The sequence below is a fragment of the Cupriavidus oxalaticus genome (assembly GCF_004768545.1).
In the GTDB taxonomy this organism is placed as follows: domain Bacteria; phylum Pseudomonadota; class Gammaproteobacteria; order Burkholderiales; family Burkholderiaceae; genus Cupriavidus; species Cupriavidus oxalaticus_A.
In genome coordinates this window covers 252,178-275,061 of sequence record NZ_CP038635.1, presented here as the reverse complement: position 1 = coordinate 275,061, position 22,884 = coordinate 252,178, and the positions used below count along the sequence as shown (strand labels likewise).

The following is a 22,884-nucleotide window of genomic DNA, read 5'->3' as shown; positions in this document are numbered from 1 at the left end:
TTGCCATGCAAGACGGTCTGCGTGTCCTGTTTGTCGAAGACGAGCCGCTGGTGCGGCAGGCTACCGCGCAAAGCCTGGAGCTTGCGGGCTTTACCGTGCTGGCGCTGCCTTCGGCAGAAGCCGCCATGCCGCATCTGCATGCGGGCTTTCCCGGCGTCGTGGTGACCGACGTGCGCTTGCCCGGCGCCAGCGGGCTTGACCTGCTGCAGCACTGCCGCAATGCGGCGCCAGGCGTGCCGATGGTGCTGGTGACGGGGCATGGCGATATCACGATGGCCGTGCAGGCGATGCGTGAAGGCGCCTATGACTTTATCGAGAAGCCGTTCGGAGCCGACCGGCTGACCGACACCGTCCGTCGCGCACTCGAGCGGCGCGCGCTCGAACTGGAGAACCAGGCGTTGCGGCGCGAGCTGGCTGGTCCCGCGGCCGGTACGCGGATCATCGGGCGTTCGCCGGCGATCGAGCAGGTGCGGGCTCTGGTTGCCAACGTGGCCCCGACCGACGTGCCGGTGATGATCAACGGCGAGACCGGCACCGGCAAGGAGCTGGTGGCACGCAGCCTGCATGCGCTGTCCGGCCGCGCCGAGGGGCCTTTTATCGCGCTGAACTGCGGGGCGGTGCCTGAGGCCATCTTCGAGAGCGAGATGTTCGGACATGAAGCTGGTGCCTTCACCGGCGCAGGCAAGCGACGTATCGGCAAGCTGGAGCATGCTTCGGGCGGCACGCTCTTCCTCGACGAGATCGAGAGCATGCCGCTGGCGCTGCAGGTCAAGCTGTTGCGGGTGCTGCAGGAAGGAACGCTGGAGCGGCTGGGGTCGAATGCGTCGGTGAAGATCGATGTGCGGATCGTGGCGGCGGCCAAGGGGGATATGGATGCGCTGGTGGCGCAAGGTTCGTTTCGTGAGGACCTCTATTACCGGCTGAATGTGGTCACGATTGCACTGCCTCCGCTGCGGGAACGGCGCGAGGATATCGTGGCGTTGTTCGAGCATTTCATGCTGGTGGCGGCGGTACGTTATCAGCGGCCGGCGCCGATTTTGTCGGAGGCGCAGCGGCAGGGGCTGCAGCAGCGGCCTTGGCCTGGGAATGTGCGGGAGTTGCGGAATGCGGCGGACCGGCTGGTGCTGGGGGTGCCTGAGGGCGGGCAAGCGGGTGCGCATGCGGCGACTGCGGACGAGACCGCGCCGCTGCGGGAGAGGATGGAGCGGTATGAGCGGGCGGTGATTGCCGATGCGCTGGCGCGGACGGGGGGTGCTGTCAGTCAGGCTGCTGATTTGCTGCAGGTTGGCAAGGCTACGCTGTATGACAAGATCAAGCGGTATGGGCTTTGATGTTGGCTTGTCATTGGCTGTTCACCTTGTTGCCATGTGGGCGTCACATTGGTTTTCTATGCTTCGTGGGCGGTTGTGGCATTGGCAGGTGCCCTGCCGGCTGTATCAGTCTTCGTGGTAATTGATGGCCCCGCGGTTTATGCGGGGCGTTTTTTTGTGGGCTTATTAGGTGCATGTCGCTGTTGATGACATGCTGTCGGCGGTTGAACCGCCTGGTTCCGCCCTCCTGGGCGGGTCACTTTTTGTCCGAGCGACAAAAAGTAACCAAAAAGCGCGTTTACGGCCCTGCGGGCGGCCACTCTTATTGTAGTATGCGGCGGTTTTCGTACGGGGCTTTGCTTCGTTGCAGGGCAGGACTGCCTGACGCCCTGGTGCGCCACGATGGCTCGGGATAGCAGCGATGTTTGAACGAGCCCAGAGCTGGGCGTGGCCCCTGCTGCGGGCGGCATGGTAGGAACGCCTTCGGCTGCGCTGCGCGCCGGCCCTAAGGGCAAGGCCGCCGCCCCACGTCCTCGCCCGGGCTTCGGGCCCGGCGTCATTCACGACGGCGCTGTGCGAGCGCAGCGACGCACTCCGTGCCCAAGCCCCCGACCTACGATACTGAGCGCGCGCAGCGCAGCCGTAGGCGTCCCCGCGTTGACGCCGGCAGCAGGCGGCCTACGCCCGGCATGGGGATCGTCCAATAGTGGGTCGACGCAGCCACTATCCCAAACTCACCTGGCGTAGCAGGTTTGAGCCACCAGCCACATCGAACGGAAATCACCACCGCCCGACCCACCCACGCCGCCAAATTGATAGCCAGCCGCTCAGGCGACGCGTTTTTTGGTTACTTTTTGTCGCTCGGACAAAAAGTGACCCGCCCAGCAGGGCGGAACCAGGCGGTTCAACGGCCACAGCATGTCATCAACAGCGACAGCGGACGCTTAAACAGCCGCCAGCATGTCACCAACAGCAAGCCACCGCCCCCAATAACGCCAACGACTTCACAACCACCCCACATTCCCCTCACCCAGCAGGACAACACTGGAGAACCCTTCATCCAGAAGCACCTCCAAAGATGCCATCCTTCGACTACGACCTAGTAGTATCCGGCGCCAGCTTCGCCGGCGCAGCCTGCGCCCTGGCGGCCGCCCGCGCCGGCCTGCGCGTCCTGGTCCTCGAACGCAAACCCGACCCCGGCGAAAAACTCCACACCACCGGCATCCTCGTCAAGGAAGCCATCGAACAAACCTGGCTGGGCCGCGCCCCCGCCGACTGCATACACCGCGTTGAACGCGTGCGACTCTATTCTCCACGCTTGCGCAGCCTCGACCTGGCCGCCCCAGGCTACTACTTCCACACCACCGATACCCCCAACCTGATGCGCTGGCTGGCCAACGAGCTGGTGCGCCACGGCGCCACGCTGCGCCTGGGCCAGTCGTTCGTCCGCGCTACGCCACGCCATGGCGGCTGGCACGTGACCGGCGTCGGCACCACCCGCTACCTGGTCGGTGCCGACGGCGCCAAATCGCGCGTGGCGCAATGCGCAGGTCTCGGCCGCACCCACGATTTCCTGTATGGCATCGAATACGAATTCCCGGGAATATCCCTGCCCGATCCCGTCATGCTCCATTGCTTCATCACCCGCCGCTTCGCGCCCGGCTACATAGGCTGGATCGCACAGAATCCCACCGGCGTCCAGGCCGGCCTGGCGCTGCGCTACTTGCCCCGTCACGGCCGCGCTCCCGACCTCGACGGCCTGCTCGCCCATGTACGCGCCCGCGCCGGACTGCCTGAACTGACGCAGCCCGCCGCCACGCGCGCCGGCCTGATCCCGTGCGGCGGTCCCGCCATGCCACTCGCGCGCGACGGCGTGATCCTGACCGGCGACGCGGCCGGCATCGTCTCGCCGCTGACCGCCGGCGGCATCCACTACGCCTTCGCCCATGGCGAATCCGTTGGCAAAGCCATCGCCGAACACCTGCTGCACAACGGCCCGGCGCCGGAAGCCGTCGCCACCGGCAGCGCGCCACGCTTTCGCGGCAAGCGCGCGCTGCGCTGGATGTTCGACCGCTTCCAGTGCGACTGGCCCTTCGACCTGATGCTGTATTCACCGCCGCTGCGCTGGGCCGCCGAGCAGATCTACTTCCACAAGCGCGGCGGCGACCAGGCCGCGCCGCCGCCGCGCACCGTGCCCAGCCTCTGACGTGGACTAGAATGCCGGGCATGGGACAACCGCGCATCCTGGTGGTGGAAGACGAGCAAGCCATCGCCGATACCATCCTCTACGCCCTGCGCACCGATGGCATGCAGGCCGAGCACTGCACGCTGGGCAGCGCCGCGCTGGCGCGGATGCGCGCCGATGCGGCCGACCTGGTGATCCTGGACGTGGGCCTGCCCGATGTGAACGGCTTCGAGGTCTGCCGCACGCTGCGCACGTTCTGCGATGCGCCGGTGATCTTCCTGACCGCGCGCCACGAGGAGATCGACCGCATCGTCGGTCTGGAAATCGGCGCCGACGACTACGTGGTCAAGCCGTTCTCGCCGCGCGAGCTGGCCGCGCGCGTGCGCGCCATCCTGCGCCGCGCGCGCGGCGTGGCCGCACCCGCTGCCGCCGATTCCGGCTTCACCCACGACGCCGACGGCGCACGGCTGGCCTACCGCGGCCGCTGGCTGGACCTGACCCGCTACGAATACCTGCTGCTGGCACTGCTGGTGGCACACCCGGGCCGCATCTACACCCGCGCCCAGCTGATGGAACTGGTCTGGCAAGACGCGCTCGACACGAGCGACCGCACCGTCGACACCCATGTCAAGACGCTGCGCGCCAAGCTGCGCGACGCCACTCCGCAAGGCGAAGGCGCGGAGCGCATCCGCACGCACCGCGGCATGGGCTATTCGCTCGATCCCGTGCAGGCCTGAGCGCGCATGCGGATCGGCCTGCGCATCTTCTTTGGCTTCTTCTTCATCGTCGGCCTGGCGACGGTGCTGACGCTGCGCGTGTTCGTGCAGGAGGTCAAGCCCGGCGTGCGGCAGGCGATGGAAGACACGCTGATCGACACCGCCCACGTGCTGGCCGCGCTGGCCGCTGACGACATGAAGGCCGGCCACATCGCCGACGGCGACTTCGCGCGGCGCATGGCGGCGCTGCGCCAGGCGCCGGTCAATGCCGACGTATGGGGCCTGCACAAGGACAGCATCGGCTACCGCGTCTATGTCACCGACGCCGGCGGCATCGTCCGCTACGACTCCACCGGCACCGACGTGGGCCGCGACTACTCGCGCTGGAACGATGTCTACCTGACGCTGCGCGGCCAGTACGGCGCGCGCAGCACGCGCAGCGATCCGGAGGACGAGGCCAGCACCGTGATGTACGTGGCCGCTCCCATCCGCGACGGGGACCGCATCGTCGGCGCGCTCACCGTGGCCAAGCCCAATGCCGCGATGGCGCCCTTCATCGCGCGCAGCCAGCACCGCATCCTGCTGTACGGCGGGCTGCTGATCGGGACCGCGTGCGTGATCGGCCTGGCCTGCACGCTGTGGCTGGTGCATGGCCTGCGCCGGTTGCGCGGCTATGCGCGCGCGGTGGCCGCCGGCGAGCGCGCCGAGATGCCGCTGCACGGCACCAGCGAGCTGGCCGAACTGGGCCGCGCGGTGCAGGGCATGCGCGAGCGGCTGGAAGACAAGCAGTATGTCGAGCACTACATCCACACGCTGGCGCACGAGATGAAGAGCCCGCTGGCGGCGATCGGCGGCGCCGCCGAGCTGCTGCAGGAAGACATGCCGGCAACGGACCGCGAGCGCTTCGTCGCCAATATCCGCGCGCAGTCGGGCCGGCTGGAAACCATGATCCGCAAGCTGCTGGCGCTGGCGGAGGTGGAACAACGGCAACGGCTGGAAACCCGCGAGCCGGTGCGATTGGGCGAGCTGCTGGCCCAGCTGTGCGCCGAGCTGGAACCGCGCGCGCGGCAGCGCGGCGTGGTGCTGCGGCTGGAGTCGCCGCCGGGTCCCGACGTGGCGGCGGGCGACCCGTTCCTGCTGCGCCAGGCCGTCGCCAACCTGCTGGAAAACGCCATCGACTTCGCCCCCCGGGACAGCGCCATCGCGGTAGCGCTGGAACGGCGCGGCGCGCAGCTGGCGATCACCGTGGCCGATCATGGCCCCGGCATCCCCGAATACGCCCTGCCGCGCGTGTTCGAGCGCTTCTACTCGCTGCCGCGCCCGCAGGGCGCCGACAAGAGCACCGGCCTGGGCCTGTGCTTTGCGCGCGAGGTGGCGGCGCTGCATCATGGCAGCGTGATGCTGGCCAACCGGCCGGGCGGCGGCGCGCTGGCCGAACTGACGCTGCCCGCCGGCTGACCCGCGTGCCATGGCGCGCAGGATCGGCATAGACTTGGGCTTCTAGCGACGCACGCCAGAAACTCCCTATAATCGAACGACCGTTCATTTAGGGCACGACCAGCGTGCCCACCAGTGGTTCAGGAGACACCATGCCCGCCGCCAAGCAACTGCCCCAGGCCCTGCAGAACCTGGCCCTGCCCGTGATTGCCTCGCCCATGTTCATCGTCAGCTATCCCGAGTTGGTGCTGGCGCAGTGCAAGGCCGGCATCGTCGGTTCGTTCCCCGCGCTCAATGCGCGCCCGGCGGAGCTGCTCGACGAGTGGCTGACGCAGATCGAGCAGGAGCTGGCCGCCTTCAGGGCCGCCAACCCCGGCGCGCCGGTGGGACCGGTCGCGGTCAACCAGATCGTGCACGGGTCCAACGCGCGGCTCGAGCATGACATCAAGGTCTGCGTCGAGCACAAGGTGCCGATCTTCATCACCTCGCTGCGCGCGCCCCCCAAGGAGCTGATCGACGCGGTGCATAGCTACGGCGGCATCGTGCTGCACGACGTCATCAGCCTGCGCCATGCCGAAAAGGCGATCGAATCCGGTGTCGACGGCCTGATCCTGGTCGCGGCCGGCGCCGGCGGCCATGCCGGCATGCTGTCGCCGTTCGCGCTGGTGGGCGAGGTGCGCAAGATCTTCGATGGCCCGATCGCGCTGTCGGGCTCGATCGCCACCGGCGAGGCAGTACTCGCGGCGCAGGCCATGGGCGCCGACTTCGCCTACGTGGGCACGCGCTTCATCGCCTCGCAGGAGGCGCACGCGGCCGAGACGTACAAGCGGTCGATCACCAGCTCGGCCGCCGCCGATATCGTCTACACCAACCTGTTCACCGGCGTGCACGGCAACTACATCCGCGAGAGCATCAGCAACGCGGGCCTGGACCCTGACAACCTGCCGGTGGCCGACAAGACCAAGATGGACTTCTCCAGCGGCAGCTCCAAGGCCAAGGCATGGAAGGACATCTGGGGCGCCGGCCAGGGCGTGGGCCAGATCCACGACATCCCCAGCGCCGGCGAAATCGTCGCGCGCATGAAAGCGGAGTACGATGCGGCCAAGGCGCGACTCGGGATTTCGCGCTGACCGATCCATCACCGGGGCCGCTTAGCGGCCCTTTGTTCGACCATTGCCCCCTTCCGCCCCAGACCTTTCGCCCGATCCTGAAGCCGTGCTGAGCCACCGCCAGCGCGTGCTGCGCGCCGTCTGGGTGGCGCTGGGCGGGCTCTTCCTGCTGCTGGGCGTGATCGGGATCTTCCTGCCGGTGCTGCCGACCACGCCGTTCGTGCTGCTGGCCGCGGCGTGCTTCGCGCGCGGTTCGCAGCGCTTCCACGGCTGGCTGATGGGGCATCCGCGCTTCGGGCCGCTGGTCAACGACTGGCAGCGGTATCGGAGCATTCCGTTCAAGGCGAAGTGCCTGGCGCTGTCGATGATGTGGGTGTCGATGGGGACCACCGCATGGCTGCTGCGCGGGCGGCCGGTGGCGTCGGCGGCGTTGCTGGCTTGTGCGGTGGGGGTGAGTGTGTGGATGATCCGGTTGCCGACGCGGCCGGAGGAGGGGGGGGAGTCTTGAGGCTTTCCGGCCCGTCGACGCCCTTCACTTCGTTGAGGCTCCGGCCCTCACCCCCACCCCTCACCCGGCTAGCCCTTCACTCATACCGCCGCGCATCCTCAATCACCTTCCCGTCCTGCGGCAACGACCCCGCCGCCACGAACGCCACCTCCCCGCGCAATCGCATCACCTCGCGCAGCGACTCGGCCACCGCGCGCTGCAGTTCCGCATCCTCGCGCGCTGCCTCGCAGCGCAACGTCATCACGTCCGCGCCGGGATCGCCGGTCACCACCAGCCGCGCGGCGCGGATTTCCGGATGGCGGCGCAATACGTCGGCCACCTGCCCCGGATGCACGAACATGCCCTTGACCTTGGTCGCCTGGTCCGCGCGTCCCAGCCAGCCCTTGAGCCGGATATTGGTGCGCCCGCACGGGCTCGGCCGCTGCGAGGACTCCGCCACCACCGCCGACAGGTCGCCGGTGCCGAAGCGGATCAGCGGATAGTCGCCGTTGCCCAGCACCGTCACCACCACCTCGCCGGTCTCGCCTTCAGGCATGGGCCGCGTGCCGCCCGGCTCGACGATCTCGACCAGCACGCCCTCGTCCACCACCCAGCCGTCGCCGCCCTCGGTCTCGTAGGCGATCAGCCCGAGATCCGCGCTGCCGTACATCTGCTGAACGCGCACCCCGCGTTGCTGGAACCACGCGCGCAATGACGGCGGCAGCGCCTCGCCGGAGACCAGCGCCTTCGTCAGGCTGGTGCAGGGAAGTCCCATCTCGTCGCCCCGTTCCAGCAGCAGCTTCAGGAACGATGGCGTGCCAGCGTAGGCCGCAGGCTGCAGGCTGGCCAGCGCCTGCACCTGCGACTCGGTCTGGCCGACGCCCGCCGGGAACACGCAGCAGCCCAGCTTGTGCGCGCCGGTCTCCATCATCATGCCGGCCGGCGTGAAGTGGTAGGAAAAGGTGTTGTAGACCAGGTCGCCGGCACGGAAGCCCGCGGCGTGCATGGCGCGCGCCGTGCGCCACCAGTCGGCGTCGTGGCCGTCGGGCTCGTGGATCGGGCCCGGTGACTGGAACACATGGCGCAGCCTGCCCAGCGGCGCCGCATTGAGGCCGCCCAGCGGCGGCAGCGCGCGCTGGCGTGCGGTCAGGTCGGACTTGCGCGTCACCGGCAACGCCGCCAGCGCCTCGCGCGAGGTCAGCGAGCGCGGGTCCACGTCGCGCAGCAGTTCGGCGAAATACGGCGCATTGTCGCGCGCGTGGGCCACCTGTCGTGCCAGGGCGGCAAGAAGCGCCTGCTCGCGGACTGCCGGCGCGCGGGTTTCGAGCGAATCGAAGTATTCGGGCATGGTGCTGTTGCGTCAGGGAAGGATGCGGATTGCCGCCGCGCCGGTGGCAGCCCGCCACGGCGCGTCGGCAAAGCCAGGGATAAACCGCGCGGCGCTATGCCAGCCAGCGCTTGCGCCGGCGATAGCTCTTCACGTCGCGGAAGGACTTGCGCGCGCCACCATCCGCGTCGTTGGCGGCCACGCCCAAGTAGAACTCCTTCACGTCCTCGTTGGTGCGCAGCGACTCGGCGTCGCCGTCCATCACCACGCGGCCGTTTTCCAGGATGTAGCCGTAGTCGGCATAGCGCAGCGCCACCATGGTGTTCTGCTCGGCCAGCAGGAAGCTGACCTTCTCGCGCGAATTCAGGTCGCGCACGATCTCGAAGATCTCCTCGACGATCTGCGGCGCCAGGCCCATCGACGGCTCATCGAGCAGGATCATCGCGGGCTTGGCCATCATGGCCCGGCCGATCGCGCACATCTGCTGCTCGCCGCCCGAGGTATAGCCCGCCTGCGACTTGCGGCGCGTCTTCAGGCGCGGGAAGTAGTTGTAGATCTTCTCCAGCTCGTCGCGCGTCTGCGAGCGCGACAGGCCGCGCGTATACGCGCCGGTGAGCAGGTTTTCCTCGATGGTCAGGTGCGCGAAGCAGTGGCGCCCTTCCATCACCTGGATCACGCCGCGGCGCACCAGGTCGTTGGGGGTGAGCTGGTCGACGCGGTCGCCGCGATACTCGATGGTGCCCTTGGTGACGTCGCCGCGCTCGGCGTGCAGCAGGTTGGAGATCGCCTTCAGCGTGGTGGTCTTGCCCGCGCCGTTGGCGCCGAGCAGCGCCACGATCTTGCCTTCCGGCACTTCGAGCGAAACGCCCTTGAGCACCAGGATCACGTGATCGTAGATGACTTCGATGTTGTTGATGGACAGGAGGCTCATGGTGCGGCTCGGGTTGGTGTTGCGGTAGCTCCGGATTTCACATCCGTGTCGGCTTGCTCCCCTCTCCCTTTGGGAGAGGGGAGCATGCCTTCAGGTTAAAGGGACATCAAGACTTCGAGCACCCCGGCGTAATCCCCTTCTCCTTCGCGTACTGCGCCGCCGTGGCCTTGAACAGCGGGTGGATCAGTCCCTTGTTGCCCTCGATCCAGTCCGACACCACCACCCACTTGCTGCCGTCCCATTGCTGGATCTTCACCTTGCCCGAACCCTCGTGGTTTTCGCAGCTGGTCTTGATCTCGGGCAGCAGGCCGGTGGCACCCAGTTGCTGCAGGCGCGCGTTGGTCAGGTTCAGGTTCTCGAACGCCCAGCGCATCTGCTCGCCGGTCATGGGCTTGCCCTTGCCGAACTTGGCCTGCGCCACGCGCACCGCTTCCACCGTCACCACCGCCGCGGAAACGCCGCGGTTGTACAGCACCGAACCGATCTTGCTCTTGTCCTGCATGTTGCCCTTGCCGGCGCCGTACACGACCTTCTCGATATCGCTGATCAGCGGCACGCTCTTGCCCGCGACGTTCCAGGTCGCGCTCATGTAGCCCTTGGAGGCATCGCCCGCCGGCACCGTGTCTTCCTCGGAGCCCGCCCACCACGAGCCGATCATCTTCTCGCGCGAGAAGCCCACCTTCTGCGCGGCCTTCAGCGCGGTCTGGTTCATCACGCCCCAGCCCCAGAAGATCACGTAGTCGGGATTCTCCTGGCGGATCTTCAGCCACTGCGCGCCCTGCTCGTTGCCCGGGTGCGCCACCGGGATCTCGACGAGGTTGAACTTGTTGAGCCTGGCCTCGGCCTGCAGCGCCACGATCGGCTCCTTGCCATAGGCCGAGTCGTGGTACAGGTAGACGATCTTCTTGCCGGCCAGCGAGCCTCCGCTCTTGCTCGCCAGGTACTTGACGATGGCCGAGACCTGCATCTGGTACGTGGTCACCAGCGGGAACGCATACGGGAACACCGAGCCATCCACGGCGTCGGTGCGGCCATAGCCCATCATCACCAGCGGCACCTTGTCGGCGGCGGTCTTGTCGACCAGCGCGTAGGAAATGCCGGTGGACATGGCGTGGTACGCGGTGCCCTTGGTGGTCGCGTTCTTGGCCTTCAGGCGTTCATAGCACTCCACGCCCTTGGCGTTGTTGTACTCGGTCTCGCACTCTTCCCAGCTCAGCTTGACGCCGTTGACGCCGCCGTCCTTCAGGTTGACGTAGTTGAGGTAGTCGATGAAGCCGCCATACCACGACTGACCGTTGGCGCCATATGGCCCCACGCGATAGCTCGGCAGCGCGACGAACTGCTCGTTGCTTTGCGCCAGTGCCGGCACCGCCGGCGCCAGCAGTGCAGCCGCGGCGCTGACCACCAGGGCGGCGCGTTGCACGTTACGGATCAGGTTGGTCATGACAGTCTCCTTCGCCCTCGGTGGGGCGTTTCGTTATGCGTAGGCTTCAGTACTTCACTCAGGACCTGCGTTCAGACAATAAGACCCCGCTCCGTCAGTGCGGGAACGGCCACAGCCTCAGCTTCTCCTTGGCGATCTGCCACAGCCGGGCCAGCCCGTGCGGCTCCACGATCAGGAAGAAGATGATCAGCCCGCCGAATACCATCAGCTGGATGTGCGACACGGTGGCGTTGGTAAAGGGAAGGTGCAGCAGCGACGCCAGCGGCGGCAGCACGTTGTCCAGGAAGATCGGCAGCAGCAGGATGAACGCCGCGCCCAGGAACGAGCCCAGGATGCTGCCCACGCCGCCGATGATGATCATGAACAGCACGCGGAACGACAGGTCCAGCGAGAAGCCGTCCGGCTCGACCGAGCCCAGGTAGCAGAACGCATACAGCGCGCCGGCCACGCCGCAGTAGAACGAGCTGACCGCGAACGCCATCAGCTTGGTGCGCATCAGCGGGATGCCGATCACCTCCGCCGCCACGTCCATGTCGCGCACCGACATCCAGGCGCGGCCCGTCGCCGAGCGCACCAGGTTCTTGGCCACCAGCGCCAGCACGGTGACGATGGCTAGCACGAACAGGTACTTCTTCACCGGCGTATCGATGGCGATGCCGAATAGGTCCAGCCGCTGCGCCGTAATCACGCCCGACGAGCTGTTGTTGGAGAACCAGGGGAACTTGGTCAGCGCCCACACCACGAAGAACTGCGCCGCCAGCGTCGCCACCGCCAGGTAGAACCCCTTGATGCGCAGCGACGGCAGGCCGAACGCCACGCCCACCAGCGCCGCCGACAGCCCGGCCAGCAGGAACGACAGCAGCACCGGAATGCCTTCGATGCGCAACTGGAAGTTGTAGGCCGCGTAGGCCCCCACCGCCATGAAGGCCGCGGTGCCGAGCGACAGCTGCCCGGCATAGCCGGTCAGGATATTGAGCCCCAGCGCCGCCAGCGAAAAGATCAGGAACGGGATCAGGATGGCCGAGAACCAGTATTCCGATCCAACGAACGGGATCGCCACGAAGGCCACGGCCATCAGCACGGCAAAGCCGATGCGGTCCTGGCGGATCGGGAAGATCTGGCTGTCGGCAACGTAGCTGGTCTTGAACTGGCCGGCTTCACGATAAAACATGGCAAGTCTCCTGTGCGAAGTCGGTCAGACGCGGTCGATATGTTTCTCGCCGAACAGCCCTTCGGGCCGCACCAGCAGGAACAACAAGGCAAAGACATACGGGAACCACCCTTCGATGCCGCCGAAATTGCCGCCGAACACCGACTGGAACACCGGCGGGATGTAGATCTCGGCCAGCTTCTCCGACGCGCCGATGATCAGCCCGCCGACGATGGCACCGGGCACCGAGGTGAAGCCACCCAGGATCAGCACCGGCAGCGCCTTCAGCGCGGTCAGCGTCAGCGCGAACTGCACGCCATTGCGCGAGCCCCACAGCATGCCCGCCACCAGCGCGACGAAGCCGGCCACGCCCCACACGATCGCCCAGATGTTCTGCAGCGGGATGCCCAGCGACAGCGCGGCCTGGTGGTCGTCCGCCACCGCGCGCAGCGCGCGGCCGACCTTGGTGTACTGGAAGAACAGCGCCAGCGATCCCACCAGCAGGCCGGCAATGGCGGCTGCCGCGAGGTCGAACTTGGAGATGACGATGTTGAAAGTGGTCAGGATCGATTCGATCGGCTCGTCGACGATGCCCAGGTTGATCGGGCGCACTTCATTGCCGAACAGGAGCGGCCCCAGCCCTTCCAGGAAGAACGACAGCCCGATGGTCGCCATGAACAGCGTGATCGGCGGCTGGTTGACCAGCTTGCGCAGCACGAAGCGCTCGGTGCTCATGCCGACCAGGATCATCACGACAAAGGCGCCGATTACCGCCGCCCACATCGGCATGCCCTTGTCCATCAGCCCCACCACCGCCAGCGCGGCAAAGTAGACCATCGCGCCCTGCGCGAAGTTGAACACGCCCGAGGCCTTGTAGATCAGCACGAAGCCGAGCGCCACCAGCGAGTACATCAGGCCGGACAGCAGGCCGCCAAGCAGGATTTCAAAGAAGAACGTCATGGTGGAAAACCCCTCAGTGCGATGTGCCCAGGTACGCCTTGATCACGTCCGGATTGCCCTTGACCTCCTCGGGCGTGCCGTCGCCGATCTTCTTGCCGTAGTCGAGCACCACCACGCGGTCGGAGATATCCATTACCACGCCCATGTCGTGCTCGATCAGCACGATGGTGGTGCCGAACTGCCGGTTCACATCGAGGATGAAGCGGCACATGTCCTGCTTCTCTTCCACGTTCATGCCGGCCATCGGTTCGTCGAGCAGCAGCATCGACGGCTCGGCGGCCAGCGCGCGCGCCAGCTCCACGCGCTTCTGCAGGCCATACGGCAGGCGTCCCACCGGGGTCTTGCGGATCGACTGGATCTCCAGGAAGTCGATCACCTCCTCCACCTTCTGGCGGTGGCGCATCTCTTCATTGCGTGCCGGCCCCCACCACAGCGCATGCGCGAACAGCCCGGTGCGGAACTGCGTGTTGCGCCCGGTCATGATGTTGTCCAGCACCGTCATGCCCTTGAACAGCGCGATGTTCTGGAACGTGCGCGCGATGCCCTGCCGCGCGGCGGCGGTCGGGTGCATCTGCTTGCGCTCCTCGCCGCGGAACACGATGCGCCCCTGCTGCGGGTGGTACACACCGTTGATCACGTTCAGCATCGAACTCTTGCCGGCGCCGTTGGGGCCGATGATGGCGCGGATCTCGTGCTCGCAGACATCGAACGAGATATCGGTCAGCGCCTTCACGCCGCCGAACGACAGCGAGATATGCTGCAGGTCCAGGATCACCTCGCCGCCGGTGCGGGCGTGCTCGCCGGTGCGCTGCGCGTGCTGCGTGCCGGGTTGCGCGCCGCTGTCGTCCGCCAGTCCCGCCGGGGACAGCGGGCCCGCGGGCGCCATCGCGCCGCTGCCGCCGGCCGCACTTGCGTCGGTACGTGCGGTGCCGGTCCATTCCGGCTTGCCGCCGCCTTGCCAGGCCACTTGCGTCATGTTGATGCCTCCGCCCTATGCTCTTATGCCGCGCGCGCCGCCGTGGGCAGCCGCTTCGCATCGACCAGCTTCAGCGTGGCCGACACGCTGCCCTCGCGCCCGTCTTCGAACTTGACGCGCGTCTCGATGAACTGCTCGGACTTGCCCGCATAGAGCGCATCCACCAGCACGCCGTATTTCTCGGCGATGTAGCCGCGGCGCACCTTGCGCGTGCGCGTCAGCTCGTCGTCGTCGGGGTCCAGTTCCTTGTGCAGGATCAGGAAGCGCGCGACCTGCGAGCCGGCCAGCATGGGATCGTTGGCAAGGTCGGCATTCACCTGGTTCACGCATTCGCCGATCATCTCGATCACGTCCGGCTGCGCGGCCAGGTCGACATAGCCCGCATACGGCAGGTGGCGGCGCTCGGCCCAGTTGCCCACTGCCTCGAAATCGATGTTGATGAAGGCGCAGACCTGGTCGCGGCCATTGCCGAAGGCCACGGCTTCCTTGATGTACGGGAAGAACTTGAGCTTGTTCTCGATGTACTTGGGCGCGAACATCGCGCCGTCGGCCAGCTTGCCCACGTCCTTGGCGCGGTCGATGATCTTCAGGTGGCCGTCGGCGTCGATCACGCCGGCATCGCCGGTCATGAAGTAGCCCTCGTCGTTGATGGCCTCGCGCGTGGCGTCGTCGCGCTTGTAGTAGGACTTGAGCAGGCCCACGCCGCGCACCAGCACCTCGCCGTTATCGGCGATGCGGATCTCCATGCCCGGCGCGGCCGGCCCCACGGAATCGAACTTGACCTGCCCGTCGGGCTGCAGGCAGACGTAGGCGCAGGTTTCGGTCTGGCCGTAGAACTGCTTCAGGTTCACGCCGATGGAGCGGTAGAAGCGGAACAGGTCCGGCCCGATGGCCTCGCCGGCGGTATAGCCCACACGGATGCGGCTCATGCCGAGCACGTTGCGCAGCGGACCGTAGACCAGCGCTTCGCCCAGCGCATAGCGCGCGCGCTCCATGACGGACACCGGGCGCCCGTCGAGGATATCGGCGCCGCAGCGGCGCGCCACGTCCATGGCCCAGTGGAACAGCTTGCGCTTGATCCAGCCCGCATCTTCCATGCGGATCATCACCTGCGTCAGCAGGCCTTCATAGATGCGCGGCGGTGCGAAGTAATAGGTCGGGCCGATCTCGCGCAGGTCGGTCATCACGGTCTCGCGCGATTCCGGGCAATTTACCGTGAAGCCCGCCACCATCGCCTGCGCGTAGGAGAACAGGTTGTCGCCCACCCACGCCATCGGCAGGTACGACAGCACGTCGTCCTTCGCGGTCAGGCCGTCGAACGCGCAGCCGTTGCGCGCCGAGCCGATCAGGCCCGCGTGCGAGTGGCACACGCCCTTGGGCTTGCCGGTGGTGCCGGAGGTGTAGAGGATGATCGCGGTGTCGTCAGGCTGGCCCGCGGCAATCGCTTCGTCATAGAAGCCCGGATGCGCCTGGTCGTATTCGCGGCCCAGCTCCTGCAGCCGCTCGTACGACATCAGCGAGGGATGCTCGTAGTCGCGCAGGCCGCGCGGGTCTTCGTAAATGACATGGCGCACGGTGCGGCCGGACTCGGCCAGCTGCGCCTCGACCTCCAGCAGCTTGTCGACCTGCTCCTGGTCCTCGACGATGGCGAAATCGATCTCCGCATCGTTGAGCACGTACACCATCTCATTGGCGATGGCGTCCTGGTACAGCGGCACCGGCACGCCGCCCAGCGCCTGCGCCGCGGTCATGGCCCAGTACAGGCGGGGGCGGTTGTCGCCCACCACCGCCAGGTTCATGCCGCGCCTGAATCCGAGCGCGGCCAGACCACATGCCAGCGCCCTCACCTGCTGTGCCGCCTGGGCCCAGCTGTATGTCTGCCAGATGCCGAGATCCTTCTCGCGATAGGCCGGATGCTCCGGCCGCTGCTGGGCGTGTGCCAGCAGCCATCGCGGGAAGGTCGTCGCCGACGATTCCTGCATCGCTGTCTCCTGTCCCTCCGGCGTGGGGGTCCACGCCCGGTGTCAAGCGCCGGTCCGGTCGTTATACTTGGCTTGCTTTGCCCGGCGGCATCTGCCGCATCGCATCAAGCCCGTCTGTGCCTGGTCTGGAGGGGCCGGGGGAAGCGCCTTCTGCCTTCCCGGCGTGCCCTCTCTGGCACCCGCGGTTCCGTTGTGATCGTACGATAGCCCATGCCAACCACCCGGGTTGTCACGCCGGTGACAATTCCGGGTTAATCCCTACCGGAGCTTCTGCAGGCCATGCTGAACGATTTTGTCGACCGCTGCGTGTGGGCAGCAGACCTGAGCCCCGAGCAGCGCGAACGCGTGCGCCGCGCGATGTGCGTGCATGAATACAGCCAGGGCGATTACGTCTGCCACAAGGGCGACAGGGCCGAGCACTGGATGGGCGTGCTGGAGGGCATCGTCAAGATCACCACGGTCTCGCCCTCGGGCAAGTCGGTGACCTTTACCGGCGTGCCCACCGGCGGCTGGTTCGGCGAAGGCGCGGTGCTCAAGTCGGAGATCCGCAAGTACGACGTGATGGCGCTGCGCCGCTCGACCATCGCCTTCCTGCCGCTCGAGACTTTTCAGTGGCTGCTGGACACCAGCCTGCCGTTCACGCGCTTCCTGTTGACGCAGCTCAACGAGCGCCTGGGCCAGTTCATCGCCGCGGTGGAATACGAACGCTCGCTCGATATCGATTCACGCGTGGCGCGCGCGGTGTCGTCGCTGTTCAACGAGCACCTGTACCCTGGCATCGGCAAGACGCTGGAAATCTCGCAGGAAGAGATCGGCCTGCTCGCCGGCATCTCGCGCCAGCGCGCCAACCAGGCGCTCAAGGTGCTGGAGCAACAGAAGCTGGTGCGGGTGGACTACGGCGTGATCGAAGTGCTGGACCTGGACGGGTTGCGGCAGTACGGGGAGTAGCAGTGGCCACGGTCATCGACGCGGCCACGCTGCAGGCCTATCGCGAAACGCACTATCGCGTGCTGGGCGGCACGCCGATGACCTTGCGGGTAGACCAGGCCAGTGCGCCGCTGGCAACGCTGCACCAGGCGCTTGGCGTAGCGTGCAGCGGCTTCATTACGGCGGCCAACCCCTTCAGCCAGCGTTGCGACGACAACGCCAACGCGGCGCGCCAGCAGGCGCTGGCGCAGGACTTGGCGCAAATGGGATTGCGTGCGATCGAGGCCGCCGGCGAGCATCCCGCCAACGGCTGGCCGGCCGAGCCCAGCTTCCTGGTGCCGGGCCTGTCGCTTGAGGGGGCGCGCTCGCTGGGCGGGAAATACGGGCAGAACGCGGTGGTGTGGAGCGGCGCCGACGCGGTGCCGCGGCTGGTGCTGCTGCGCTGAGCGGCGGCACCTCACCCCCGCGGGCGCTCAGTGGCGATGGCCGTGATGGCCATGACCGTGGCCGTGGCCGTGGCCGTGGCCGTGCCCATGGCGGTGGCCATGACCGTGGCGATGATGGCGGTGCCCATGCCACTCATGTCGCCCATACCAGCGGCGCCCGTCCCAGTAGCGGTCGCCATGCCAGCCGTGATAGCGCGGCGCATAGACCACCGGCGGCGGCGGCGCCACGTAGACCGGCGCAGGAGCAACATAGACCGGCGCGCCGATCTGCACGCCGACATCGACATGGGCCATGGCGGAACGGGCGGCAAGCAGCGACATCGCGCCCGCCAGCAGGGCGGCAACAAGAACCGGAGGCAGCATTGGATGTTTTGTCGTAATTGGAATGGGTGCACTGTACCCGGCATTCCTGTTACTGGATGCGGCGGAGTGTTTCCATTTATAACGAGGTGTAAGCGGGATTTGGCCAAGAGGTGGCCGATCCGGGCATGACAAGGGGCCGCACGCGGCGGCCCCACGGTGGTACGGCCAGCGTCACGCCAATACGGCGCAACGCGTCAGGTGCAGTAAATGCCGCCTGAATTACTTGCTGTAGACGTAGACACCGCGGCCGGTCTTGCGGCCCAGGTAGCCGGCGGCCACCATCTCGCGCATCAGCATCGCCGGACGGTACTTCGGATCGGCGAATTCGGTGTACAGCACTTCCATCACGGCCAGCATGGTGTCCAGGCCGATCATGTCGGCCAGCGCCAGCGGGCCGATCGGGTGGTTGCAGCCCAGCTTCATGCCTTCGTCGATCTCTTCGGGCGAGGCCAGGCCTTCGCCCAGCACGCAGAAGGCTTCATTGATCATCGGGCACAGGATGCGGTTGACGACGAAGCCCGGGCTGTTCTTGACCGTGATCGGGTACTTGCCCAGTTCCTTCGCCAGCGCTTCCACGGCGGCGTGGGTGGCGTCGCTGGTCTGCAGGCCGCGGATCAGTTCGACCAGCGCCATCACCGGCACCGGGTTGAAGAAGTGCATGCCGATAAAGCGGTCGGCGCGCGAGGTCACCGCGGCCAGCTTGGTGATCGAGATCGACGAGGTGTTGGACGCGATGATCACGTTCTCGCCGACGATGCCGTCGATCTGCCTGAGGATCTTGACCTTCAGGTCGTAGTTCTCGGTGGCGGCCTCGATCACGATGTCGGTGGCCTTGAGGTCGTCATATGACGTGCTGCCCTGGATGCGCGCCAGCGCGTCGGCCTTTTGCGCCTCGGTCAGCTTTTCCTTCTTGATCAGCCGGTCCAGGCTGCCCGCCACGGTGGCCACGCCCTTCTGCACGGCGGCGTCGCTGATGTCGACCATCACCACCTTCAGGCCGACCACTGCGCAGGCCTGGGCGATGCCATTGCCCATGGTGCCGGCACCGACGATACCTACTGTCCTGATTGCCATCTTCTCTTCCTCTGTTTGCTGGTTGCTTATCGATGTTTGCGTCAGTCGGCCTGCCTGGCCAGCGCGGCGATGATGCGCTCGGCATGCGCCTTGAGCACTTCCGGCTCCTGCATGTCGCGCGCATGGCCGCGCAGCGCCTGGTCGTTGTAGCGCGGCACGATATGGAAATGGATATGCGGCACGGTCTGGCCCGCCGCTGCGCCGTTGAACTGGCCGATCGAGATGCCGTCGGGGCTGAAGGCGGCGCGCACCGCGCGCGCCACGCGCTGCGTGGCCACGATGGCCGCCTGCGCGGCCTGCTCGGACAGGTCGAAGAGATTGACCGCCGCCTCCTTGGGCACCACCAGCGTATGGCCGTCGGCCTGCGGCATGATGTCCATGAAAGCGATGCTGTCGTCGTCCTCGTACACCTTGATGCATGGCATCTCGCCGCGCAGGATCTTGGCAAAGATATTGTTCGGGTTGTACTGGCTGTCCATGGTCTCGTATTGCGGTTGTCTCGGGATTTGGTTGCCGCCGGCGCCATGTTGCGGTTAGCTGCGGCGCAGCATTCGAGTGTAACGCAGGGCGGCCCTGCACTGCGGCCGCCCTGCGCGATTACCGGTCACTGAGCCGGGTACTACGTGAATCCGGGTCTACATATTGCGCCGGTATTGCCCGCCGACCTCAAACAGCGCGTGCGTGATCTGCCCCAGCGAGCAGACCCGCACCGCGTCCATCAGCACCGCGAACACGTTCTGGTTGTCGATCACCGCCTGGCGCAGCCGCTGCAGCATCGCCGGCGCCTCGCCGGCATGGCCCTGCTGGAACGCGTGCAGGCGGTCCAGCTGGCTCTGCTTCTCGGCCTCGCTGGAGCGCGCCAGCTCCAGCTTCTGCGGGACCGGGTCGCCATCCGGATTGCGGAAGGTATTCACGCCGATGAGCGGCAGCGTGCCGTCGTGCTTAAGCTGCTCGTAGTAGAGCGATTCTTCCTGGATCTTGCCGCGCTGGTAGCCGGTCTCCATCGCGCCCAGCACGCCGCCGCGCTCGGCGATGCGCTCGAATTCCTGCAGCACCGCTTCTTCCACCAGGTCGGTCAGTTCCTCGATCAGGAAGCTGCCCTGGTTGGGGTTCTCGCACTTGGCCACGCCCCACTCGCGATTGATGATCAGCTGGATCGCCAGCGCGCGGCGCACCGATTCGCCGGTAGGCGTGGTGATGGCCTCGTCGTAGGCGTTGGTGTGCAGCGAATTGCAGTTGTCGTAGATCGCGATCAGCGCCTGCAGCGTGGTGCGGATATCGTTGAAATCGATCTCCTGCGCGTGCAGCGAGCGGCCCGAGGTCTGGATGTGGTACTTGAGCTTCTGGCTGCGCTCGTTGGCGCCGTACTTGTCGCGCATCGTCACCGCCCAGATGCGGCGCGCGACGCGGCCGAGCACGCTGTACTCCGGGTCCATGCCGTTGGAGAAGAAGAACGACAGGTTGGGCGCGAAGTCGTCGATGTGCATGCCGCGCGCCAGGTAGGCTTCCACGTAGGTGAAGCCGTTGGCGAGCGTGAAGGCGAGCTGCGAGATCGGGTTCGCGCCGGCCTCGGCGATGTGGTAGCCGGAGATCGACACCGAGTAGAAGTTGCGCACCTGGTGGTGCACAAAGTACTCCTGGATATCGCCCATTACCTTGAGCGAGAACTCGGTGGAGAAGATGCAGGTGTTCTGGCCCTGGTCTTCCTTGAGGATGTCGGCCTGCACCGTGCCGCGCACGTTCTGCAGCACCCAGGCGCGGATCTTGGCCTCTTCGTCGGCGGTCGGCTCGCGCTGGTTGTCGGCGCGGAACTTGTCGAGCTGCTGGTCGATGGCGGTGTTCATGAACATCGCCAGGATGGTCGGCGCAGGGCCGTTGATGGTCATCGACACCGACGTCGACGGACTGGTCAGGTCGAAGCCGTCGTACAGCACCTTCAAATCGTCGAGCGTGGCGATCGACACGCCCGAGTTGCCGACCTTGCCGTAGATGTCCGGGCGCACGTGCGGGTCTTCGCCGTACAGCGTGACCGAGTCGAACGCGGTCGACAGGCGCTTGGCCTCCATGCCCTCGGACACCAGCTTGAAGCGACGGTTGGTGCGGAAGGCATCGCCCTCGCCGGCGAACATGCGCGTCGGGTCTTCGTTCTCGCGCTTGAAGGCGAACACGCCGGCGGTGTAAGGGAAGCTGCCGGGCACGTTCTCGCGCATCAGCCACTTCAGCACCTCGCCTTCGTCCTCGAAGCGCGGCAGCACCACCTTACGCACCTTGGTGCCTGACAGCGTCGTCGTGACCAGGCCGGTGCGGATTTCCCTGTCGCGGATCTTCACCACGTATTCGTCGCCGCTGTAGGCCTCGCGCATCTGCGGCCACATCGCCAGCAGCTTGCGCTCGACCTGGCCTAGCGCGCTGTCGCGTTGGGCGGCGAGTGCATCGAGTGCAGCGCCATCGCCCTGCGCGGCCTGCAGCATGCGGCTGGATTCGCGCAACTGCTGGCGCTCGCGCGCGATGCGGCTTTGCTCTGCCACGCGGCGGTGGTAGGCGCGCAAGGTATCTGCCAGCTCGGCGAGATAGCGGCTGCGTGCCGGCGGCACGATCACGTTCTGGCCAGTGGAGATGCGCCCCCACAGCTCGGGCAGGGAACCGGGCCGCAACTTCAGGCCGCGCTCGGCCAGTGCCGCGCGCAATCCCTGGTACAGCATGGTCACGCCATCGTCATTGAAGCGCGATGCCTGCGTGCCGTAGACCGGCATGTCCTCGGCCTTGCCATGCCATTGCTCGCGGTTGCGCTGCACCTGCTTGGCCACGTCGCGCCACGCATCCTGCGCGCCCTTGCGGTCGAACTTGTTGATGGCGACGAAGTCGGCAAAGTCCAGCATGTCGATCTTCTCGAGCTGGCTGGCAGCGCCGAACTCGGGCGTCATCACGTACAGCGACAGGTCCACGTGCGGCACGATCGCGGCGTCGCCCTGCCCAATGCCCGAGGTCTCAACGATCACCAGGTCGAAGCCCGCCACCTTGCATGCGGCGATGACGTCCGGCAATGCCTGCGAGATCTCCGAGCCCGCCTCGCGCGTGGCCAGCGAGCGCATGAAGATGTTCGGATGGTTGATCGCATTCATGCGGATCCGGTCGCCCAGCAGCGCGCCGCCGGACTTGCGGCGCGACGGGTCGATCGAGATCACGGCGATCGACAACGCATCCTGCTGGTCGAGGCGAAAGCGGCGGATCAGTTCGTCGGTCAGCGACGACTTGCCGGCGCCGCCAGTGCCGGTGATACCGAGGACGGGAATCGAAGCCTGCTTCGCCTGCGCGTGCATCGCCTGCACCAGCGCGGCATCGGCCTTGCCGTTTTCCAGCGCGGTAATCAGCTGCGCCAGCGCGCGGCGGTCGCCGCCTGCAACCGGATCGAGCGAAGTGGGCGCGTAGCGCGACAGGTCGATGTCGCAGCGCTGCACCATGTCGGCAATCATGCCGGCCAGGCCCATGCGTTGCCCGTCTTCCGGGCTGTAGATGCGCGCCACGCCGTAGGCCTGCAGTTCGCGGATCTCGTCCGGCACGATCACGCCGCCACCGCCGCCGAAAACCTGCACATGCGCGCCGCCCTTTTCGCGCAGCAGGTCGACCATGTACTGGAAGTACTCGACGTGGCCGCCCTGGTAGCTGGAAATGGCAATGCCCTGCGCGTCTTCCTGCAAGGCCGCCGTGACCACCTCCTCGACCGAGCGGTTGTGGCCCAGGTGGATCACCTCGCAGCCGTGCGACTGCAGGATGCGGCGCATGATGTTGATCGAGGCGTCATGGCCGTCGAACAGCGACGCCGCCGTGACAAAGCGCACCTTGTTGGCCGGACCGCGGCCCTGCTCCGCCGGCTTGGGCTGCGGCGCACCGCGGCGCACATCATGCACATCGGAAAGGTCGGTCATTGTCTCCACCGTCTCTGGGTGTTGGCTGCCACCGCGAGGTCCGCCCGGGGTGCTGGTCTGCGCCGGCTTGGCGGGAAGTGCGCGGGCTGGCCCCGGGGTTGGGGCTGGTCGATTATATGACGTTGACGTAAACG

19 protein-coding genes are annotated in these 22,884 nt (G+C 66.7%); 8 read left to right on the top strand and 11 right to left on the bottom strand.

The features are described 5' to 3' along the window. Nucleotides 1-5 precede the first annotated feature (5 nt). The 6 genes from E0W60_RS12070 (at nt 6) to E0W60_RS12045 (ending at nt 7,265) form a co-directional block, all read left to right on the top strand. On the top strand, nt 6-1,331 hold the full coding sequence (locus tag E0W60_RS12070; RefSeq protein WP_135704306.1) for a sigma-54-dependent transcriptional regulator: 1,326 nt from the start codon (nt 6-8) through the stop codon (nt 1,329-1,331). 1,057 nt (nt 1,332-2,388) lie between these two features. Beyond that, entirely contained in the window at nt 2,389-3,516 is a 1,128-nt protein-coding gene (locus tag E0W60_RS12065) for an NAD(P)/FAD-dependent oxidoreductase (RefSeq protein ID WP_135704304.1), read from the top strand. 11 nt (nt 3,517-3,527) lie between these two features. Then, the gene (creB, locus tag E0W60_RS12060) at nt 3,528-4,232 is read left to right on the top strand and encodes a two-component system response regulator CreB (RefSeq protein WP_276609602.1); all 705 of its coding nucleotides are present in this window, start codon (nt 3,528-3,530) and stop codon (nt 4,230-4,232) included. A gap of 6 nt (nt 4,233-4,238) precedes the next feature. After that, nucleotides 4,239-5,669, top strand: coding sequence for a two-component system sensor histidine kinase CreC (gene creC, locus E0W60_RS12055; protein ID WP_135704302.1), 1,431 nt, complete (start codon nt 4,239-4,241; stop codon nt 5,667-5,669). 131 nt (nt 5,670-5,800) lie between these two features. Next, a complete protein-coding gene (locus tag E0W60_RS12050) occupies nt 5,801-6,778 on the top strand; it encodes an NAD(P)H-dependent flavin oxidoreductase (RefSeq protein ID WP_135704300.1) in 978 nt (325 codons plus the stop codon). A gap of 85 nt (nt 6,779-6,863) precedes the next feature. After that, nucleotides 6,864-7,265 (top strand): YbaN family protein, encoded by a 402-nt coding sequence (locus E0W60_RS12045; protein ID WP_240745917.1) that lies wholly within the window; start codon nt 6,864-6,866, stop codon nt 7,263-7,265. A 76-nt stretch (nt 7,266-7,341) separates the two neighbouring features. Here the strand turns inward: E0W60_RS12045 and E0W60_RS12040 are convergent, their stop codons facing one another. The 7 genes from E0W60_RS12040 to E0W60_RS12010 form a co-directional block, all read right to left on the bottom strand. Beyond that, entirely contained in the window at nt 7,342-8,592 is a 1,251-nt protein-coding gene (locus E0W60_RS12040) for a phenylacetate--CoA ligase family protein (RefSeq protein WP_135704298.1), read from the bottom strand. 94 nt (nt 8,593-8,686) lie between these two features. Next, the gene (locus E0W60_RS12035) at nt 8,687-9,502 is read right to left on the bottom strand and encodes an ABC transporter ATP-binding protein (protein WP_029046690.1); all 816 of its coding nucleotides are present in this window, start codon (nt 9,500-9,502) and stop codon (nt 8,687-8,689) included. Nucleotides 9,503-9,608: 106 nt separating this feature from the next. Beyond that, a complete protein-coding gene (locus tag E0W60_RS12030) occupies nt 9,609-10,946 on the bottom strand; it encodes an ABC transporter substrate-binding protein (RefSeq protein WP_133093563.1) in 1,338 nt (445 codons plus the stop codon). Nucleotides 10,947-11,040: 94 nt separating this feature from the next. Next, nucleotides 11,041-12,117 (bottom strand): branched-chain amino acid ABC transporter permease, encoded by a 1,077-nt coding sequence (locus E0W60_RS12025; protein WP_133093562.1) that lies wholly within the window; start codon nt 12,115-12,117, stop codon nt 11,041-11,043. A 24-nt stretch (nt 12,118-12,141) separates the two neighbouring features. Next, complete coding sequence (locus tag E0W60_RS12020; RefSeq protein ID WP_133093561.1) at nt 12,142-13,056, bottom strand: branched-chain amino acid ABC transporter permease; 915 nt, start codon at nt 13,054-13,056, stop codon at nt 12,142-12,144. 13 nt (nt 13,057-13,069) lie between these two features. Next, nucleotides 13,070-14,032 carry an ABC transporter ATP-binding protein gene (locus E0W60_RS12015; protein WP_133093560.1) on the bottom strand — a complete coding sequence of 321 codons (963 nt, stop codon included), beginning with the start codon at nt 14,030-14,032 and terminating at the stop codon, nt 13,070-13,072. 23 nt (nt 14,033-14,055) lie between these two features. Next, nucleotides 14,056-16,014, bottom strand: coding sequence for an AMP-dependent synthetase/ligase (locus tag E0W60_RS12010; RefSeq protein ID WP_135704296.1), 1,959 nt, complete (start codon nt 16,012-16,014; stop codon nt 14,056-14,058). Between the two features lie 279 nt (nt 16,015-16,293). On the opposite strand from E0W60_RS12010, the gene E0W60_RS12005 reads away from it, so the two are divergent. Both E0W60_RS12005 and E0W60_RS12000 read left to right on the top strand, forming a co-directional pair. Beyond that, nucleotides 16,294-16,962, top strand: a complete 669-nt coding sequence (locus E0W60_RS12005; protein ID WP_133093558.1) for a Crp/Fnr family transcriptional regulator — start codon at nt 16,294-16,296, stop codon at nt 16,960-16,962. Between the two features lie 2 nt (nt 16,963-16,964). Continuing rightward, the gene (locus tag E0W60_RS12000) at nt 16,965-17,387 is read left to right on the top strand and encodes a DUF3293 domain-containing protein (RefSeq protein ID WP_135704294.1); all 423 of its coding nucleotides are present in this window, start codon (nt 16,965-16,967) and stop codon (nt 17,385-17,387) included. Nucleotides 17,388-17,414: 27 nt separating this feature from the next. On the opposite strand, the gene E0W60_RS11995 is transcribed toward E0W60_RS12000, so the two are convergent. The 4 genes from E0W60_RS11995 to icmF form a co-directional block, all read right to left on the bottom strand. Then, entirely contained in the window at nt 17,415-17,750 is a 336-nt protein-coding gene (locus tag E0W60_RS11995) for a hypothetical protein (RefSeq protein WP_135704292.1), read from the bottom strand. Nucleotides 17,751-17,969: 219 nt separating this feature from the next. After that, nucleotides 17,970-18,854 (bottom strand): 3-hydroxybutyryl-CoA dehydrogenase, encoded by an 885-nt coding sequence (locus E0W60_RS11990; RefSeq protein WP_240745974.1) that lies wholly within the window; start codon nt 18,852-18,854, stop codon nt 17,970-17,972. Between the two features lie 11 nt (nt 18,855-18,865). After that, nucleotides 18,866-19,303, bottom strand: a complete 438-nt coding sequence (locus E0W60_RS11985; protein ID WP_135704289.1) for an HIT family protein — start codon at nt 19,301-19,303, stop codon at nt 18,866-18,868. 156 nt (nt 19,304-19,459) lie between these two features. Next, complete coding sequence (gene icmF, locus E0W60_RS11980) at nt 19,460-22,750, bottom strand: fused isobutyryl-CoA mutase/GTPase IcmF (protein WP_135704287.1); 3,291 nt, start codon at nt 22,748-22,750, stop codon at nt 19,460-19,462. Nucleotides 22,751-22,884: the final 134 nt, after the last annotated feature.

Bases quoted from the DNA above. Each gene is read 5' to 3' on its own strand.
- E0W60_RS12070 (WP_135704306.1), top strand. From the start codon at position 6: ATGCAAGACGGTCTGCGTGTCCTGTTTGTCGAAGACGAGCCGCTGGTG.
- E0W60_RS12065 (WP_135704304.1), top strand. From the start codon at position 2,389: ATGCCATCCTTCGACTACGACCTAGTAGTATCCGGCGCCAGCTTCGCC.
- creB (WP_276609602.1), top strand. From the start codon at position 3,528: ATGCCGGGCATGGGACAACCGCGCATCCTGGTGGTGGAAGACGAGCAA.
- creC (WP_135704302.1), top strand. From the start codon at position 4,239: ATGCGGATCGGCCTGCGCATCTTCTTTGGCTTCTTCTTCATCGTCGGC.
- E0W60_RS12050 (WP_135704300.1), top strand. From the start codon at position 5,801: ATGCCCGCCGCCAAGCAACTGCCCCAGGCCCTGCAGAACCTGGCCCTG.
- E0W60_RS12040 (WP_135704298.1), bottom strand. From the start codon at position 8,592: ATGCCCGAATACTTCGATTCGCTCGAAACCCGCGCGCCGGCAGTCCGC.
- E0W60_RS12035 (WP_029046690.1), bottom strand. From the start codon at position 9,502: ATGAGCCTCCTGTCCATCAACAACATCGAAGTCATCTACGATCACGTG.
- E0W60_RS12030 (WP_133093563.1), bottom strand. From the start codon at position 10,946: ATGACCAACCTGATCCGTAACGTGCAACGCGCCGCCCTGGTGGTCAGC.
- E0W60_RS12025 (WP_133093562.1), bottom strand. From the start codon at position 12,117: ATGTTTTATCGTGAAGCCGGCCAGTTCAAGACCAGCTACGTTGCCGAC.
- E0W60_RS12020 (WP_133093561.1), bottom strand. From the start codon at position 13,056: ATGACGTTCTTCTTTGAAATCCTGCTTGGCGGCCTGCTGTCCGGCCTG.
- E0W60_RS12015 (WP_133093560.1), bottom strand. From the start codon at position 14,032: ATGACGCAAGTGGCCTGGCAAGGCGGCGGCAAGCCGGAATGGACCGGC.
- E0W60_RS12010 (WP_135704296.1), bottom strand. From the start codon at position 16,014: ATGCAGGAATCGTCGGCGACGACCTTCCCGCGATGGCTGCTGGCACAC.
- E0W60_RS12005 (WP_133093558.1), top strand. From the start codon at position 16,294: ATGCTGAACGATTTTGTCGACCGCTGCGTGTGGGCAGCAGACCTGAGC.
- E0W60_RS11995 (WP_135704292.1), bottom strand. From the start codon at position 17,750: ATGCTGCCTCCGGTTCTTGTTGCCGCCCTGCTGGCGGGCGCGATGTCG.
- E0W60_RS11985 (WP_135704289.1), bottom strand. From the start codon at position 19,303: ATGGACAGCCAGTACAACCCGAACAATATCTTTGCCAAGATCCTGCGC.
- icmF (WP_135704287.1), bottom strand. From the start codon at position 22,750: ATGACCGACCTTTCCGATGTGCATGATGTGCGCCGCGGTGCGCCGCAG.